General features: G+C 74.0%; 14 protein-coding genes. 6 read left to right on the top strand and 8 right to left on the bottom strand.

The genetic code is table 11. The annotated features are described in order from the left end of the window. The first annotated feature begins 30 nt into the window (after positions 1-30). Positions 31-996 carry a helix-turn-helix transcriptional regulator gene (locus tag OG764_RS20445; protein WP_328969857.1) on the top strand — a complete coding sequence of 322 codons (966 nt, stop codon included), beginning with the start codon at positions 31-33 and terminating at the stop codon, positions 994-996. A 94-nt stretch (positions 997-1,090) separates the two neighbouring features. On the opposite strand, the gene OG764_RS20440 is transcribed toward OG764_RS20445, so the two are convergent. Together OG764_RS20440 and OG764_RS20435 are read right to left on the bottom strand one after the other, a co-directional pair. Then, a complete protein-coding gene (locus OG764_RS20440) occupies positions 1,091-2,041 on the bottom strand; it encodes an EamA family transporter (RefSeq protein WP_328969856.1) in 951 nt (316 codons plus the stop codon). Between the two features lie 256 nt (positions 2,042-2,297). Continuing rightward, positions 2,298-5,588: an FAD-binding and (Fe-S)-binding domain-containing protein gene (locus OG764_RS20435; protein ID WP_443056227.1), complete on the bottom strand. Its 3,291-nt coding sequence runs from the start codon at positions 5,586-5,588 to the stop codon at positions 2,298-2,300. A gap of 101 nt (positions 5,589-5,689) precedes the next feature. Here OG764_RS20435 and serC point away from each other — a divergent pair, with 101 nt between their 5' ends. After that, the gene (gene serC, locus OG764_RS20430; protein WP_328969855.1) at positions 5,690-6,808 is read left to right on the top strand and encodes a phosphoserine transaminase; all 1,119 of its coding nucleotides are present in this window, start codon (positions 5,690-5,692) and stop codon (positions 6,806-6,808) included. 204 nt (positions 6,809-7,012) lie between these two features. On the opposite strand, the gene OG764_RS20425 is transcribed toward serC, so the two are convergent. Both OG764_RS20425 and OG764_RS20420 read right to left on the bottom strand, forming a co-directional pair. Next, a complete protein-coding gene (locus tag OG764_RS20425; protein ID WP_328969854.1) occupies positions 7,013-7,807 on the bottom strand; it encodes a hypothetical protein in 795 nt (264 codons plus the stop codon). Positions 7,808-7,983: 176 nt separating this feature from the next. Continuing rightward, positions 7,984-9,033: a WD40 repeat domain-containing protein gene (locus OG764_RS20420; RefSeq protein ID WP_328969853.1), complete on the bottom strand. Its 1,050-nt coding sequence runs from the start codon at positions 9,031-9,033 to the stop codon at positions 7,984-7,986. A 337-nt stretch (positions 9,034-9,370) separates the two neighbouring features. Between OG764_RS20420 and OG764_RS20415 the strand changes: the two genes are divergently transcribed. Both OG764_RS20415 and OG764_RS20410 read left to right on the top strand, forming a co-directional pair. Continuing rightward, positions 9,371-10,057, top strand: coding sequence for a GDSL-type esterase/lipase family protein (locus OG764_RS20415; RefSeq protein WP_328969852.1), 687 nt, complete (start codon positions 9,371-9,373; stop codon positions 10,055-10,057). 142 nt (positions 10,058-10,199) lie between these two features. Continuing rightward, entirely contained in the window at positions 10,200-11,189 is a 990-nt protein-coding gene (locus tag OG764_RS20410) for an aldo/keto reductase (RefSeq protein ID WP_328969851.1), read from the top strand. Positions 11,190-11,398: 209 nt separating this feature from the next. On the opposite strand, the gene thpR is transcribed toward OG764_RS20410, so the two are convergent. From thpR to OG764_RS20395, 3 genes are all read right to left on the bottom strand, one after another. After that, a complete protein-coding gene (gene thpR, locus OG764_RS20405) occupies positions 11,399-11,953 on the bottom strand; it encodes an RNA 2',3'-cyclic phosphodiesterase (RefSeq protein WP_328969850.1) in 555 nt (184 codons plus the stop codon). A 173-nt stretch (positions 11,954-12,126) separates the two neighbouring features. Continuing rightward, entirely contained in the window at positions 12,127-13,455 is a 1,329-nt protein-coding gene (locus OG764_RS20400; RefSeq protein ID WP_328969849.1) for an MFS transporter, read from the bottom strand. A 25-nt stretch (positions 13,456-13,480) separates the two neighbouring features. Beyond that, a complete protein-coding gene (locus tag OG764_RS20395) occupies positions 13,481-13,918 on the bottom strand; it encodes a MarR family winged helix-turn-helix transcriptional regulator (RefSeq protein ID WP_328969848.1) in 438 nt (145 codons plus the stop codon). 161 nt (positions 13,919-14,079) lie between these two features. Between OG764_RS20395 and OG764_RS20390 the strand changes: the two genes are divergently transcribed. Beyond that, entirely contained in the window at positions 14,080-14,262 is a 183-nt protein-coding gene (locus OG764_RS20390) for a ribbon-helix-helix protein, CopG family (protein WP_328969847.1), read from the top strand. A 30-nt stretch (positions 14,263-14,292) separates the two neighbouring features. Here OG764_RS20390 and OG764_RS20385 read toward each other — a convergent pair whose 3' ends face one another. Beyond that, positions 14,293-15,747: an NCS2 family permease gene (locus OG764_RS20385; RefSeq protein WP_328969846.1), complete on the bottom strand. Its 1,455-nt coding sequence runs from the start codon at positions 15,745-15,747 to the stop codon at positions 14,293-14,295. A 205-nt stretch (positions 15,748-15,952) separates the two neighbouring features. Here OG764_RS20385 and OG764_RS20380 point away from each other — a divergent pair, with 205 nt between their 5' ends. Next, on the top strand, positions 15,953-16,243 hold the full coding sequence (locus OG764_RS20380) for a DUF2530 domain-containing protein (protein ID WP_328969845.1): 291 nt from the start codon (positions 15,953-15,955) through the stop codon (positions 16,241-16,243). Positions 16,244-16,296: the final 53 nt, after the last annotated feature.

Genomic DNA, 16,296 nt, shown 5'->3' with positions numbered 1-16,296 from the left:
TTCAGGGAAGTCAGGGACACCGCCGAAGCCATGAGATCCAGCCGCCTGCTCTCCATCCTCCTGCTGCTCCAGAACCGGGGCAGGATGACCGCCGCCCAGCTGGCCCGGGAGCTGGAGGTGTCGGTCCGTACGATCTACCGCGACGCCGAGGCGCTGGCGGCCTCCGGGGTACCGGTGTACGGGGACGCCGGCCACAGCGGCGGCTACCAGCTGCTGGACGGGTACCGGACCCGGCTGACCGGCCTCAGCTCCGGCGAGGCGGAAGCACTGTTCCTCACCGGCCTGCCGGGGCCGGCCGCGGAACTCGGCCTCGGGCAGGCGCTCTCGGCCGCCCAGCTCAAGCTGCGGGCCGCGCTGCCGCCGGAACTGCGCAGCCAGGCCGACCGGATGCGACTGCGCTTCCACCTCGACGCGCCCGGCTGGTACACGGACCACGCCGAGGTGCCGTTCCTTCCACAGGTCGCGGACGCGGTCTGGCGGGGGCGGATCATCGAGGTCCGCTACCGCCGCTGGAAGGATCCGACGGACGTGGACCGCCGGCTGGAACCGTACGGGCTGGTGCTCAAGGCGGGCCGCTGGTACCTCGTGGCCGGGCCGGGGCCGCGTACGTACCGGGTGGACCAGATCCTCGCGCTGACGGAGACCGAGCAGGGGACGGCGCCGCCGGAGGGCTTCGACCTGGCCGCGTACTGGCGTCAGGCGCAGGCGGAGTTCCATGCGGGGCTGTACCGGGGGGAGGCGGAGGTACGGCTCTCCCCGCGCGGGGTCGCGCGGCTCACGGGGGCGCAGGCCCGGGCGGTGGCGGCGTCCGCCGCGCCCTGCGGGGACGGGGGCTGGGTGCGGGCGGTCCTGCCGATCGAGTCGCTCGACCATGCGGAGCGGGAGTTCCTGGCGATGGGGACGGATGCCGAGGTCCTCGCCCCACCGGAACTCCGCGCCCGCCTGGCCGCCACCGCCGCCGCCGTCGCGGCCCGCTACACACCCCCTACGCCGTGACCGGCCGGCCCCTGGCCGGACCACATCCAGCCTCGCCGATGCCCCGGGGCGCAACCCCCGGCCTCGCCGATGCCCCGGGGCGCAACCCCCGGCCTTACGGGGTCGAGACGGAGCGGCGGGTTTGGGCGTGGACGGCGCCCATGCTGGCGGTGATGACGAGGGCTATGGCAGCGGCGTCCGTCCAGGAGAGGGACTGGTGCAGGACCAGCAGCCCCGCAAGCGCCGCAATGGCCGGCTCCAGACTCATCAGCACCGCGAACACCGGCGCCGGAAGCCGCCGCAACGCCAACAGCTCCAGCGTGTACGGCAGGACGGACGACAACAGCGCCACCCCGACGCCGAGCAGCAGCGTGGTCGGAACGACCAGCGCCGCCCCGGCCTGCGCAACACCCAGCGGCAGGCACAGCACCGCCGCCACCGCCATCGCCAGCGCCAGCCCGTCCGCCTGCGGGAACCGCCGCCCGGTCCGGGCGCTGAAGACGATGTACGCCGCCCACATCGCACCGGCCCCGACCGCGCACGCCGCGCCCACCGGGTCCAGCGCGCCGAACCCGCCGCCGTGCCCGCTCAGCAGGACCACGCCGACGAGCGCCAGCCCCGCCCACAGCAGGCTCGACAGCCGCCGGGAGACCAGTACGGACAGCGCCAGCGGGCCGAGGACCTCCAGGGTGACGGCCGGGCCGAGCGGGATCCGGTCGATGGCCTGGTAGAAGAGACCGTTCATGCCCGCCATGGCGATGCCGAAGGCGACGACCGTGCCCCAGTCGGCCCGCGTGTACCCGCGCACCCGCGGCCGGCAGACCGCCAGCAGGACCACCGCGGCGGCGGCCAGGCGCAGCGCGACGACCCCCGCGGCCCCGGCGCGCGGCATCAGCATGACCGCCAGCGCGGCCCCGAACTGCACCGAGATCCCGGCCGCGATCACCAGGCCGACCGGCCCGAGGCGGGACGGTCCTCGACCGCGGTCCGGCAGCGCGACGGAGGGCTGGGCGGCTGCGGCGGAGGACACGGCGGTACCTTGGGAAACAGAGGCGGAACGGGTCATTCCCCCAGACTAAGGCTCCCGTAAGGGGCATGTTGCCGTGCTTTTCCTTACAGGTACGTGAAGAGCACCCCCGCCACGGACCTCCGCAATGCCCGCCGACAGCCCTCGGCCCGGCGAACGTGCCGGGCGGGGCGGGCGGGGCGGGCGGGCGAGCCGGGCGACGGCCGCATTCGCGGGCGAGCCAGACCGGACGGGCCGGGCGGGCCAGGCGGGCGCGTCGAGCCGGTCGGCGTGCACCGCGCCCCCGCCGCTCCGGCTACACCCCGTCCGCCAACGCCTCCGCCAGCACTTCCGCCAGGTGCCGGGCCCGACGGTCGGTCAGCTGGGCGACCTGCGTGCGGCAGGAGAACCCGTCCGCCAGCAGCTCCGTACCCGCTCCCGCGGCCCGTACCGCCGGCAGCAGCTGCTCCTCCGCGCACGCCACCGACACCGCGTACCGCCCGGCCCCGCGCTCGAAGCCGAAGTTGCCCGCCAGTCCGCAGCAGCCGCCGGCCAGCTCGCCGGTCAGCCCGGCGCGTTCCCGCAGCCGCCGTTCCGCCGCGTCGCCGAGGACCGCGTGCTGGTGGCAGTGGGTCTGCCCGGCCACCGTGCGGTCCAGCCGCGGCGGCTGCCAGTGCGGGGCCCGTTCCTCCAGTACCTGGGCGAAGGTCCGCACGGCCGACGCGAGCCGCCGCGCCCGCGGGTCGTCCGGCAGCAGCTCGGGCAGGTCGGTGCGCAGGGCCGCCGCGCAGCTCGGCTCCAGTACGAGGACCGCGGCCCCCTCGTCGGCCGCCTCCCCCACCACGTCCAGGGTGCGGCGGAGCACCTTCCGCGCCCGGTCCAGCCGTCCCGTCGACACGTACGTGAGCCCGCAGCAGACCCGTCCGGCCGGCAGGGCGGCCGCGATCCCCGCCGCGTCCAGCACCCGTACCGCGGCGCGTCCGACCTGCGGCGCGAGGTGCTCCGTGAAGGTGTCCGGCCACAGCAGGACACCCCCGGCGCCCACGGCTCCACGCGCGGCTCCACGCGCGGCTCCGCTCACGGCGGCACTCCCGGCTCCACTCCCGGCTCCACTCGCGGCTCCGCTCACGGCGGCACTCCCGCCGGCGGCCCCCGCCGCCCGGCCGGTCCGCCGCCACCACCGGGTGAAGGTCTCCGGCGCGAGCCGCGGCAGCTCCCGTTCCGGAGTCACCCCGGCGAGCCGCTTCGCGCCCGGCAGCCGCCCCAGCGCGTTCGCCGCCCGCGCCCCGCGGACGGCCGCCACCAGGCGCAGCCAGTCCGGCAGGCCGCCCATCGCGTAGTGCGCGGCGGGGCGGATGCGCCCGGCCCAGTGCCGGTGGAGGAACTCCGCCTTGTACGCGGCCATGTCCACGCCGGCCGGGCAGTCGCTGCGGCACCCCTTGCAACCCAGGCACAGGTCGAGCGCCTCACGGACCTCCGGCGAGCGCCAGCCCTCGGTGACCACCTCACCGGCGAGCATCTCGTGCAGCAGCCGGGCACGGCCGCGCGTGGAGTGCATCTCCTCGCCCGTCACCCGGTACGACGGACACATCACCCCGGCCCCGGCCGGCTCCGCCGCCCGACACTTGGCGACCCCCACGCACCGGGCCACCCCGCGTACGAGATTCTCCGTCGCCACCACGGGCAGCACGGGCCGCACGGGGACGGCCGGTCCCGCCGCGGACTCGGCGGGCTCCGCCACAAGTGGCGGCGGGTCCGCCCGGGGTCGCGTGAGTGGTGCGGCCGGTAGCACGGCGAAGCGGAGGTTTTCGTCGAGGCGGGCCGGGCGGGTCAGGATCGCGGGGTTCATGCCGCCCGGCGGGTCCCACAGGTCCTTGTACGCGGCGAAGACGCGCACCACCTCGGCCCCGTACATCCGCGGGAGCAGCTCCGCGCGCGCCTGCCCGTCGCCGTGCTCCCCGGACAGCGAGCCGCCGTGGGCCGCCACCAGGTCGGCGAGTTCCTCGGAGAAGGTCCGGAACCGGGCCACCCCGGCCGCGCTCGCCAGGTCGAAGTCGATGCGCACGTGGATGCAGCCCTCGCCGAAATGCCCGTACGGGGTGCCCCGGAGCCCGTGCGCCGCCAGCAGGGCGCGGAACTCCCGCAGGTAGCCGCCGAGCCGGGCGGGCGGCACCGCGCAGTCCTCCCAGCCGGGCCAGGCCTCGCCGCCGTCCGGCATCCGGGTCGCCGTGCCCGCCGCGTCCTCCCGGATCCGCCACAGCGCCCGCTGCCGGGCCGGTTCCGTGACCACGGCCGTGTCCACCGCGTCAGCGGTCCGCGCGAGCCGCCGCGCGGCCCCGGCGTCGGGCATCTCCACGAACAGCCACGCCTGCCCGCGCGGCAGCAGCGCCGCCCCGGGAGCGCCCCGTACGAGGTCGGCGGCCATGCCCTCGACGGTCAGCGGCCCGAACGGGAGCAGGCCGGCCGCCGCCTCGGCCGCCGCGCTCTCGTCGGCGTACCCGAGCACGGCGAGCGCCGGCTCGCGCGGGACCTCGACCAGGGCGACCCGCGCCTCGGTGACCACGCCGAGGGTGCCCTCGCTGCCGCAGAAGGCGCGCGCGAGATCGGCGCCGCGCTCGGGCAGCAGCGCGTCGACGGCGTACCCGGAGATCCGCCGGGTCATCCCCGGCCGGGCCATCCCGGTCCGCAGCAGAGCCAGGTTCCCCTCCACCAGCCCCCGCAGCCCGTCCCGCAAGTCCACCGGCAGCCCGCCCGGCACGCCCGCACCCGCACCCGCACCCGATCCGGCAGCCACCCGAGACCCGGCCCCGGCACGGCCCGCAGCCGATCCCGCAGCCGCACCGGCACCCGCACCCACGTCGGCGCCGACACCAGCACCGTCACCAGCACCAGCACCCGCCGCCGACGCAGGCGCAGCCGCAGACGCCGATCCACCCGCCCCACGCCCCGCCCCGTCCCCCGGCCACTCCCACCCCCGCGCCAGCCGGATCGGCGCGCCGCCCCCGTACCGCAGCACCTCCAGCTCCCGCACGTTGTCGGCGGTCGTCCCCCAGGCCACCGAGTGGGCGCCGCACGCGTTGTTGCCGATCATTCCGCCGAGGGTGCAGCGGCTGCGGGTGGACGGGTCGGGGCCGAAGGTCAGGCCGTGCGCGGCCGCCCGGGCGCGCAGCACGTCGAGCACCACCCCCGGCTGGACCACCGCCGTGCGCGCCCCCGGGTCCAGCTCCAGCACGGCCGCCATGTGCCGCGTGAAGTCCAGCACCACCCCTGTGCCGGTGGCCTGGCCCGCGATCGAGGTGCCGCCGCCGCGCGGCACCACCGGCACCCCGGCCTCCGCACACACCCGCAGCGCCGCCGCCACGTCCGCGGTGTCGCGCGGGGCGACCACCCCGAGCGGCACCCGCCGGTAGTTCGACGCGTCCATGGTCGTCAGCGCCCGCGCCGCCGGACCGAAGTCGACGTCGCCGCGCACCGCGCCCCGCAGCGCCCGCGCCAACCGGTCCGCCGCACCCGGCCCGCCCTCGTACCGTCCGCCCGCGCCCTGCCCGCCGCCGCCCGGCCCGCCCGCATCCCGCATGTCCGTGCCTCGCATGTCCGTGCCCCGCATGTCCGTCACCCCGACACCCTCCCACCCCTCCCCCGGGTGACTCCGTCTCACCGGGTGGACGCGCCCGGACGGCGCCGACCCGGACCCGATACGCTCCGCTCGTGGCTGAGATCCAGATTCCCGCTGACATCAAGCCCGCCGACGGCCGTTTCGGCGCGGGCCCCTCCAAGGTGCGGACGGAGGCCCTCGAAGCCCTGGCCGCCACCGGCACTTCACTCCTCGGAACCTCCCACCGGCAGGCACCGGTCAAGAACCTGGTGGGTTCGGTACGGCAGAACCTCCGCGACCTGTTCTCCCTGCCCGAGGGATACGAGGTGATCCTGGGCAACGGCGGCTCCACCGCCTTCTGGGACGTCGCGACCCACGGTCTGATCGAGCGCAAGTCCCAGCACCTCAACTTCGGCGAGTTCTCCTCGAAGTTCGCCAAGGCCGCGAAGCTCGCGCCGTGGCTGGAGGACCCGACCGTCATCGCCTCGGACCCGGGCACCCACCCGGACCCGGTCGCCGAGGCGGGCGTCGACGTGTACGCGTACACCCACAACGAGACGTCCACCGGTGTCGCCGCCCCCGTCAAGCGGGTCGCGGGCGCCGACGAGGGCTCCCTCGTACTGGTCGACGCGACCTCGGGCGCGGGCGGCCTGCCCGTGGACATCACCGAGACGGACGTCTACTACTTCGCCCCGCAGAAGTCCTTCGCGTCGGACGGCGGCCTGTGGCTGGCCGCGTTCTCCCCGGCCGCCCTGGAGCGCGCGCAGCGCATCCACGCGTCCGGCCGGCACGTCCCGGAGTTCTTCTCGCTCCCGACGGCGATCGACAACTCGCTGAAGAACCAGACGTACAACACCCCGGCGCTGGCCACCCTCTTCCTGCTCGACCAGCAGCTGAAGTGGATCAACGGCCAGGGCGGCCTGGACTGGGCCGTGGCCCGTACGTCCGCCTCCGCGCAGGCGCTGTACGGCTGGGCCGAGGAGTCCAAGTACGCCGAGCCGTTCGTCACCGACCCGGCGAAGCGCTCGTCGGTGATCGGCACGATCGACTTCTCCGAGGAAGTGGACGCGGCCGCCGTCGCCAAGGTGCTGCGCGCCAACGGCATCGTGGACACCGAGCCGTACCGCAAGCTCGGCCGCAACCAGCTGCGCGTCGCGATGTTCCCGGCGATCGACCCGGCGGACGTCACCGCGCTGACCGCGTGCATCGACTACGTGATCGAGAAGCTCTGACCGCACGCGCGTCCGAGTAGCCCCGCCGAGTACCAGACCGAGGGCCCCCGGTGACACCACGTCACCGGGGGCCCTCGGCCGTTCGGCCGTGCACGACCGTCTCGCCGTGCACGACCGTCTCGCAGGGTACGACCGTCTCGCCGGGTACGGCCGGCGCACCCGCGGCGGCTATCGCACCCGCGGCTGCTATCGCTCCCGAGCCGCTCATGCGACCGGCAGCGGCGGCACCGGGACGGGGAGCGGCGGCACGCCGTCCACGGGCAGCTTCGGGAGCTCCGGGAGCCCCGGCAGGTTCGGTACGGGCAGCCCGGCGCCGAGCACCAGCGCCACGACCAGGTTGACCAGGCCGGTCACCACGTCGGTGGCCTTGCCCCCGGCGTCGGAGGCGCAGCCACACGGACCGGCCGCCTTGACGAGGCCGTCCACCGCCTTCTTCAGGTTGTCCACCGCGCCGGTGATCAGGTCCAGCGGAGCGGCGGCCTTGGCGGGCCCCGAGGCGGGGGCGGCCTGCGCGGCCACCGGCAGCTTGGGGGCCTCCACCGGGAGCTTGGGTGCGTCGACGGGGAGCTTGGGGGCCTCGACCGGCAGCTTCGGCGCCTCGACGGGGAGCTTGGGGGCCTCGACCGGAAGCTTCGGTGCCTCGACCGGGAGGTCGACCGGCGGCTTGGGCAGGTCCACCGGCGGCTTCGGGAGGCCCGCCTTCAGGCCGTCCAGGGCCGCGGTGATCGCCGCGAGGTGCTTGTCGAGTTCCGCCTGCGGCAGCTTGCCGTCCTCCGCCTTGAGGACCGCGTTGACCAGGTCGGTGACCGGCTTGAGCACCGCTCCGATGTCGCCGAGCGTCTTGACCTGCGCCAGCAGGGCGTCGGCGCCCGGCACCGGCACCGAGGCGGTCACGGCGGGCCGTTGGAGTGCGGTCGCCGCGCCGGCCAGGCCGGGCGACACGCCGAGAAGGGTGAGGGAGAGGGCGACGGGGACGACGAAGCGCGTTGTGGGACGCAACTGCTTCTCCTGTTCCGGGGACATGCATCCGCGCATGCGTCCGGACGGGGATCCGGACGCGGAGCTGGATGCGGATGCGGACGTGGAAGGGGACGGGACTACCCCACCCACTACTGAGCACCCGTCAGCAACTCGCAACCGGAGCCCGGCCCCGCTACTGCACCCGTGAGTCCCCGTCACCCGCCTCGGCGTACGAGCCGCTTCAGGCCGAGCACCAGCGCCGTCGCCACCAGCAGCGCCACCGCGCCGACCGTGAGGCTGCCGCCCTCGTCCGCCCCGGCCGGGTCCGCCGCCTGCGAACCGCCCGGCTTCCCCGACCCCTTCCCGGCGCCCTCGGCCGAGCCCGTGCCCGTACCGGCACCCCCGGACCCGGCGGACTCCTCCACCGGCACCGCCACCACCCGGCTGCCCGCCCCCTCCGAGCCGAACATCAGCGCCGAGCCGTCGGGCGCGTACGCCACCGACTCGGCCTGCATCTGGAACGGGGCCGACACGCGCTGTCCCTCCCCGGCCGTGCGCCCGGCCCGCCAGGCGTACGTCTCGGCGAAGAAATAGCCGCGCACCGCCAGCCGCGTGCCGTCCGGCGAGAAGGCGGCGTCCGTGACCCACGGCAGGTCGCCCACCCGGCGGAACACGTTCGGCCCGCCGGCGTCGAGCCGGGCCGGGCCCTCGTACAGCCCGCCCTTGTCCTCGTTCTTGCTCGCGATGTAGACCCGGCCGGTCACCGGATGCACCATCAGGGCCTCGGCGTTGCGCGGGCCGTCGGCGTAACGGACGGTGAACTGGGTGGCCTTGACCGTGGAGTCGCCCAACCGGTCGGGCTCCGGCAGCCGGTAGATCCAGACGTGGTCCCAGCTGCCGTCCCGGTTGTCGCCGATGTCGCCGACGTACAGCCGGCCGTCCGGGCCCAGCGAGATCGCCTCGATGTCGCGGGGGCTGCCGACCCCGGTCATGGCCACCCGGGCCACCGTCCGGCCGGTCGCCGAGTCCACCCCGTACAGGTACGGCCCGTCGTCGCTGTCGTTGTGCGTCCAGTAGACGCCGGGGTGCTTGCGGCTGGCCACGAGTCCGCTGGACTCCTTGATCCGCGGGTCCTCGATGGTGAAGGTGGAGGCCCCCGGCGACTCCGCGGCCGTGGCGGCGGTGGCGGCCGCCGGGAGCAGGGCGGTCACGGCGACGGCGACGGCGGCGGCAGCGGCAGCGGCGGCACGCAGGACAGGACGCATGCCCCCAAGCGTGCCATCCCGCCGACCGGCGCAACCGGCCGCCGCACGCGCCCCACCCACGGCCCGGGCCGCCGCCGCACGCGCCCCACCCACGGCCCGGGCCGCCGCCGCACGCGCCCCACCCACGGCCCGGGCCGCCGCCGCACGCGCCCCACCCACGGCCCGGGCCGCCGCCGTACGGCCCCACCCGCCGGGACCGGCTGGCCCGCCCCGCCGCCGTACGGGCCGCACCCGCGAGCTGGACCGGCAGGCCCGGCCCCGCCGAACGCGCCCCGCGTGGCCAGGCTCACAGCATCGGGCGGCCGTGGGCCCGGGCCGATTCCAGGATGATGACCGGATGCGTTTCATGTTCGTCGGAGACTCCATGACCATCGGGCGCGCCGGCGACTACACCTGGCGCTACCGCATGTGGCAGCACCTCAACGCGTCCTTCGGCGGCCCGTACAAGATCGTCGGTCCGCGCACCGAGGTGTACGACACGTTCGCCGACGCGCCCGTCTCCCACGAGTACGCCGACCCCGGCTTCCCCGAGAACGCCCGCCGCCACCTGGCCGGCTGGGGCGAGGGCTGGCAGCACATGGCCCCGCTGATCGGCGAGACCGTACGCGCCCACAAGCCGGACGTGCTGCTGATCTCGCTGGGCCTGATCGACCTGGGCTTCTACACCGACGCCGACGCGACCGCGGCCAACGCCCGCCGCTTCGTCGCCGAGGCCCGCGCGGTCCGCCCGAACATCCGGATGGTCATGCTCCCGGTGATCCCGAACGTCCGCGCCGAGTCCGACTCCCCGTTCGCCGCGCAGTGCGCGCGCTTCAACGAGCTGCTGGCCAAAGCGGTCGCCGACCTGTCGGAGCCGGCCTCGCCGCTGCTGCTGGCCGCCCGCCCGCAGGACTACGACATCCACCACGACACGTACGACGGCACCCATCCCAACGCCTCGGGCGAGCACCGCATCGCGGGCGAGTTCGCCGCGGTCCTCCACCAGGCCTGGGACCTCGGCACCCCGTACGACCCGGCGCGCTGACCCTGACGTACCCACGGGGTACGGGGCCTCCCCTACCCCTGCCGTCGTACGGGCAGCCCGTACCACGGCGGTACGGATGGCGGTACGGATGGCGGTACGGGCCCTTGCATCGAGTGGACTCAAGGCAGTTGGCTGGTGGCCCATGGAGTACACACAGCTGGGACGCACCGGGCTCAAGGTCAGCCGCATCGTGCTCGGCACGATGAACTTCGGTCCGCAGACGGACGAACCGACCAGCCACTCGATCATGGACGCCGCGCTCGACGCGGGCATCAACTTCACCGACACGGCCAACGTCTACGGGTGGGGCGAGAACAAGGGCCGCACCGAGCAGATCATCGGGACCTGGTTCGCCCAGGGCGGCGGCCGCCGCGACAAGACCGTACTGGCGACCAAGGTGTTCGGGAACATGGCCGGCGACGGCGACCCGTGGCCCAACCACGACCGGCTCTCGGCGCTCAACATCCGCCGGGCCGTGGAGGCGAGCCTCACCCGCCTCCAGACCGACTACATCGACGTGTACCAGTTCCACCACATCGACCGTCTGACGCCCGTCGACGAGATCTGGCAGGCCGTCGACGTCCTGATCCGGCAGGGCAAGATCCTCTACGCCGGCTCGTCCAACTTCCCGGGATACAAGATCGCCCAGGCGAACGAGGCAGCGGCCCGCCGCGGCGCGGTCGGCCTCGTCAGCGAGCAGTGCCTCTACAACCTCGCCGAGCGGCGCGCCGAGATGGAGGTCATCCCGGCCGCCCAGGAGTACGGCCTCGGGGTCATCCCCTGGTCCCCGCTGCACGGCGGACTCCTCGGCGGCGTGATCAAGAAGGAGGTCGAGGGCGGCCGGCGCGCCTCGGGCCGCTCGGCGGAGGCCCTCGCCAACACGGCCGTACGCACCCAGGTGCAGGCGTACGAGGACCTGTGCGAGAAGAAGGGCCTGGAGCCGGGCGACGTGGCGCTGGCCTGGCTGCTCAGCCGGCCGGGCGTGACCGGGCCGATCGTGGGTCCGCGTACGCCGGAGCAGCTCGCGTCCGCGCTGCGGGCGGTCGAGCTGGAACTGGACGACGAGGTGCTGACCGCGCTCGACGAGATCTTCCCGGGCCCGGGCCCCTCCCCGGAGGCCTTCGCCTGGTAGCGGGCGCGCGGCCCCGGCAGTACGAAGGCGTCCGGCAGCGGGCGGGTGCCCGGCAGCGGGCGCGGGCGATGGCGGTGGCGGCCGCCTGACGGGCTACTGCCCGACGGCGGCCGCCACGGCCACGACGACGAACATCAGTACGAGCACACCGGCCATCACACGGTTTCTGGTCTTCGGATCCACGCGTCGAGCGTAACGAACCCGGCGGCTCATCCGGCCAGCGGCCAGGCCCCCACCACCTCGTAACGGGGCTGCTCGCCGGGCACGCCGGACACCGGGAGGCGGCTGCGGACCAGGCACACCTCGCCGACCTGCCACGACGTGCCCTCGAAGGCGGCGAGCGCCTCCGTGTACGGGGTGAGCGAGATCTCGCCGCGGCTGCGGGCCACGGTGAGGTGCGGGACGTACCGGCGGTGCTGCTCCATCGGGATCCCGGCCCGCCGGGCCGCGGCGTCGGCGCGCTCGGCGAGCAGCCGCATCCGGTCGAGGCCGCCGGCCGCGCCCACCCACAGGGCGCGGTCGCCGAAGTGGCCGGAGCCGTGCAGGCGCAGCGGGAAGGATTCGGTGCGGTGGGCGGCGCGGGCCAGGCGCGCGTGCAGCTCCTCCAGCAGGTGCTCTTCCACCTCGCCCATGAAGGCGAGGGTGAAGTGCCAGCCCTCTTCGGCGGTCCACCGCAGCCGGTCGTCGGCGGGCAGGCCCCCGACGGCGGCCCGCAGTTCGGCGACGGCGGCCGGGGGTGGCAGAACGGCGGCGAACAGTCTCATGGAGCCGAGGGTAGGGCGTACCGCCCCGCGGGCGTGCGCCCCGGGCCGGGGCCCGGCCGGGACACGGCCGGGCCGAACCGCGGCCGAAACGCGGCCGGGACGGGGCGGACCCCGTCCCGGCACGCTCCGGCCGGCCCGCCGGCCGCGGGTCAGGCCGCGGAACGGGCCGCGGGTCAGGCCGCGGTGACGAGTTCCCGGCGGCGCGGCACCAGGGCCACGTGCGGGTGCCCCCGGCGCAGGTCGACGCGCAGCCGCAGGCCGCCCACCCGGGACAGCACCAGGCCGACGGCGACGGCCGCGAGCAGCGACGTCGCGCCGCCGGCGGCCATGCCGACGCGGGCCCCGTACGTGTCCGTGACCCAGCCGATCAGCGGCGCGCCGAGCGGGGTGCCGCCCGCGAAGACCATCATGAACAGCGACATCACGCGGCCCCGCATCTCGGGGTCGGTGGCCATCTGCACGCTGGAGTTCGCCGTGACGTTCACGGTGAGTCCGAACATGCCGATCGGGACGAGCAGCAGCGCGAACAGCCAGAAGCTCGGGGCGAACGGCGTGAGCGTCACCAGCACGCCGAAGGCGACGGCGGCCGCGACCAGCAGCCGCAGCCGGCCGACCCCGCGCCGGGCGGCGAGCAGCGCGCCGGCCAGTGAGCCCGCCGCGAGCAGGCTGTTGAGCAGCCCGTACGTGCCGGCGCCGCTGTGGAAGACGTCGTCGGAGAAGGCGGACAGCCACACCGGGAAGTTGAAGCCGAAGGTGCCGATGAATCCGATGAGGACGATCGGCCAGATCAGCTCCGGGTGCCGCGACACGTACTGCAGGCCTTCGCGCAGCTGGCCCTTGGCGCGGGCCACCTGCTCGACGGGGTGCAGCTCCGCCGTGCGCATCATCAGCAGGCCGGCGATGGGTGCGACGAAGGACAGCCCGTTGAAGAGGAAGGCGTAGCCGCTGCCGACGGCGGCGATGAGGACGCCGGCGACGGCCGGTCCGACCAGCCGGGCGGACTGGAAGTTCGCGGAGTTCAGGGAGACCGCGTTGGCGAGCTGTCCGGGGCCGACCATCTCGTGGACGAAGGCCTGGCGGGCCGGGTTGTCCACGACCGTCACGAGTCCGGCGAGGAAGGCGATCAGGTAGACGTGCCAGACCTGCACCTGCCCGGTGAGGGTGAGCACGGCCAGCGCGAGGCCGGTGAGTCCCATCGCGGACTGGGTGGCGATCAGCAGCGGCCGCTTGGGCAGCCGGTCGGCGAGTACGCCTCCGTAGAGGCCGAACAGCAGCATCGGCAGGAACTGCAGGGCGATCGTGATGCCGACCGCCGAGGCGGACCCGGTCAGCGAGAGGACGAGCCAGTCCTGGGCGATCCGCTGCATCCAGGTACCGGTGTTGGAGACGACCTGTCCGGTCGCGAAGAGCCGGTAGTTCCGGATCCTCAGCGAGCTGAACATGGTGGTCTTGGCGGATATGGACGGTCCGGGTGCGGAGTCTGCTCCGGTTCCCGTACTCAAGGGGCGTTCGCCTCCTAGCGAGTGCTCAAAGGTGGGCGAGCTTCTCCAGGACGGGTGCGGCCTCGCGGAGCTTGGCCCATTCGTCCTCGTCGAGCTCGGCCGCGAGCCGGGCCAGGAAGGCGTTGCGCTTGCGACGGCTCTCTTCGAGCATCGCTTCGGCTTCCTCGGTCTGGCTGACCACCTTCTGGCGGCGGTCGTCCGGGTGCGGCTCCAGCCTGACCAGCCCCTTGGCTTCGAGCAGCGCCACGATGCGAGTCATCGAGGGCGGCTGCACGTGCTCCTTGCGGGCCAGCTCACCGGGGGTGGCCGAGCCGCAGCGGGCAAGGGTGCCGAGCACCGACATCTCGGTCGGGCTCAGCGATTCGTCGACGCGCTGGTGCTTCAGGCGTCGGCCCAGCCGCATGACGGCCGAGCGGAGATCGTTCACGGCGGCAGCGTCGTCGCCATGGGAAAGGTCAGGCATGTTCTTTAGCCTAACTCATTACTCAACCTAAAGACCAGGTGAAGCGGGTCCGGGGGCGGTGATACCCGGCACACCGGCGTTGACTGCACGTGTCACCCATACGGGTGAGACACCACCGGAAAGTGACCCACCGTACGCCTGTCTGCCCCGACCCTGTCCGCATGGGGACACACGTGCTCAGCATGCGGATAGACGGGGAGCTGCTGGACCGGCTCCGGGACCACGCCGCAAAACGCGGAATGAGCGTCCAGGACTACGTGGTCCGGACGCTCATCCGCGATGACTTCGACGAGCGCTTCAAGGCGGCCGTCGACGAGACGGAGAAGTTCTACGGGCTCACCTAGGGGCCCGTACGACTCTCGCGTCGGTGGGGGTTACGTGAGGCCGAGGGCCGGCATCGCGTAGTAGAAGACGAAGACCGCCGAGACGACGTACATCGCCGTGGGGACCTCGCGGCCCCGGCCGGTCGCCAGGCGCAGCACGCAGAAGCTGATGAAGCCGAAGCCGATGCCGTTGGTGATCGAGTACGTGAACGGCATCATCAGCATCGCCAGGAAGGCCGGCACCGCGATGGTGAAGTCGCTCCAGTCGATGTCCTTCACCGAGCCGGCGAGGATCAGGAAGCCGACCGCGACCAGCGCCGGGGTGGCCGCCTGCGACGGGACCATGGTGGCCAGCGGCGTGAGGAAGAGCGCCACGGCGAAGAGGGCACCGGTCACCACGCTGGCGAAGCCCGTACGGGCGCCTTCGCCGACACCGGCCGTGGACTCCACGAAGCAGGTGTTCGCGGAAGCCGAGGTGGCGCCGCCGGCCGCGACGGCGATGCCGTCCACGATCAGCACCTTGTTGATGCCGGGGAAGTTGCCGTCCTCGTCCGTCAGCTTCGCCTCGTCGCCGACACCCAGGATGGTGCCCATCGCGTCGAAGAAGCAGGACAGCAGCACGGTGAAGACGAACAGCAGGCCGGTCAGCAGGCCGACCTTGCCGAAGCCGCCGAACAGGCTCACCTCGCCGACCAGCCCGAAGTCGGGCGCCGCGACCGGGTTGCCCGGCCACTCCGGGACCGTCAGGCCCCAGGCCTGACCCGGCAGGTCCGCGATCAGCTGGACGGCGAGCGCGATCACCGTCATGACGACGATCGAGATCAGGATCGCGCCCGGCACCTTGCGGATGATCAGCGCGAGGGTCAGGAGCACGCCGAGCACGAAGACCAGCACCGGCCAGCCGTGCAGGTGGCCGTTGGCGCCGAGCTGGAGCGGGACGGTGGTGTGCGCGGCGTCCGGGATCCGGGAGACGAAGCCCGAGTCGACCAGGCCGATCAGCAGGATGAAGAGGCCGATGCCGATCGCGATGCCCTTGCGCAGGCCCAGCGGTACGGCGTTCATGACCCGCTCGCGCAGGCCGGTGGCGACCAGCAGCATCACGACGAAACCGGCGAGGACGACCATGCCCATCGCGTCCGCCCAGCTCATCCGGGGGGCGAGCTGGAGGGCCACCACGGTGTTGACGCCCAGGCCCGCCGCGAGCGCGATCGGGACGTTGCCGATCACGCCCATGAGGAGGGTGGAGAAGGCCGCGGTCAGTACGGTCGCGGTGACCAGCTGGCCGCCGTCGAGCTGGTGGCCGTACATGTCCTTCGCGCTGCCCAGGATGATCGGGTTCAGCACGATGATGTAGGCCATCGCGAAGAAGGTGGCGAAGCCGCCGCGGACCTCGCGGGCGAGCGTGGAGCCGCGCTCGGAGATCTTGAAGTAGCGGTCCAGTGCGGACACCGGCCCCTGCGGGGAAGGCTGCGGGGAAGTGGCCGTGGTGGGGGCCGACGTGCTCATGCGGTCCTCGAAGGCGGTGCGGTGGGTCCGTGGCGGGCAGACTGCCGGGTTCGCGGATGCATCGTTGCTTCCTACGAACGCATCGCGCCACGGGCAAACCGTTTCAGTATGAACACATGAGCGAAGGGCCGTCCATCTCCGCGCGTAGACCCCCGGGAGCGCCTCCTCGGGACAGCCGGAAGGGGACCCCGCCTAGACTGGGCGCATGGCGAAGTGGACCCCCCTGCACGAGGCACCCGAGCCCCTGGAGGGGCCCGTCGTCGCCACCATCACCGGCGGCACGATCCTCTGGTTCGCCCTCTTCCTCCTCCAGCTCCCCTTCTACGGCTGGTTCGCCGACCGCGACCTGCTGTGGTGGGTGTGGACCTGCGCCGCGGGCGGCGGCCTCGGCCTCATCGGCATCTGGTACGTCCGGGGCCGCGACGCCGCCCTCAAGCGCCACCGGGCCGCCGCGGCGGCGGACGGGGCGACGGACGGGGCATCCTCCGAAGGGTGACCCCACCCCGCCGCCCGGGGGCGACCACGGGAGGATTCGGATCATCCCGAAGT

Origin of the sequence: Streptomyces sp. NBC_00239, from assembly GCF_036194065.1 — a bacterium.
GTDB lineage: Bacteria > Actinomycetota > Actinomycetes > Streptomycetales > Streptomycetaceae > Streptomyces.
This window is presented reverse-complemented; position numbering and strand designations above follow the sequence as displayed.

Excerpts from the sequence above, each read along its gene's own strand:
- OG764_RS20415 (WP_328969852.1), top strand. The coding sequence starts at position 9,371 with ATGCGTTTCATGTTCGTCGGAGACTCCATGACCATCGGGCGCGCCGGC.
- OG764_RS20380 (WP_328969845.1), top strand. The coding sequence starts at position 15,953 with ATGGCGAAGTGGACCCCCCTGCACGAGGCACCCGAGCCCCTGGAGGGG.
- OG764_RS20420 (WP_328969853.1), bottom strand. The coding sequence starts at position 9,033 with ATGCGTCCTGTCCTGCGTGCCGCCGCTGCCGCTGCCGCCGCCGTCGCC.
- OG764_RS20395 (WP_328969848.1), bottom strand. The coding sequence starts at position 13,918 with ATGCCTGACCTTTCCCATGGCGACGACGCTGCCGCCGTGAACGATCTC.
- thpR (WP_328969850.1), bottom strand. The coding sequence starts at position 11,953 with ATGAGACTGTTCGCCGCCGTTCTGCCACCCCCGGCCGCCGTCGCCGAA.
- OG764_RS20385 (WP_328969846.1), bottom strand. The coding sequence starts at position 15,747 with ATGAGCACGTCGGCCCCCACCACGGCCACTTCCCCGCAGCCTTCCCCG.
- OG764_RS20435 (WP_443056227.1), bottom strand. The coding sequence starts at position 5,588 with ATGCGGGGCACGGACATGCGAGGCACGGACATGCGGGATGCGGGCGGG.
- OG764_RS20440 (WP_328969856.1), bottom strand. The coding sequence starts at position 2,041 with ATGACCCGTTCCGCCTCTGTTTCCCAAGGTACCGCCGTGTCCTCCGCC.
- OG764_RS20410 (WP_328969851.1), top strand. The coding sequence starts at position 10,200 with ATGGAGTACACACAGCTGGGACGCACCGGGCTCAAGGTCAGCCGCATC.
- OG764_RS20445 (WP_328969857.1), top strand. The coding sequence starts at position 31 with ATGAGATCCAGCCGCCTGCTCTCCATCCTCCTGCTGCTCCAGAACCGG.
- OG764_RS20390 (WP_328969847.1), top strand. The coding sequence starts at position 14,080 with ATGGGGACACACGTGCTCAGCATGCGGATAGACGGGGAGCTGCTGGAC.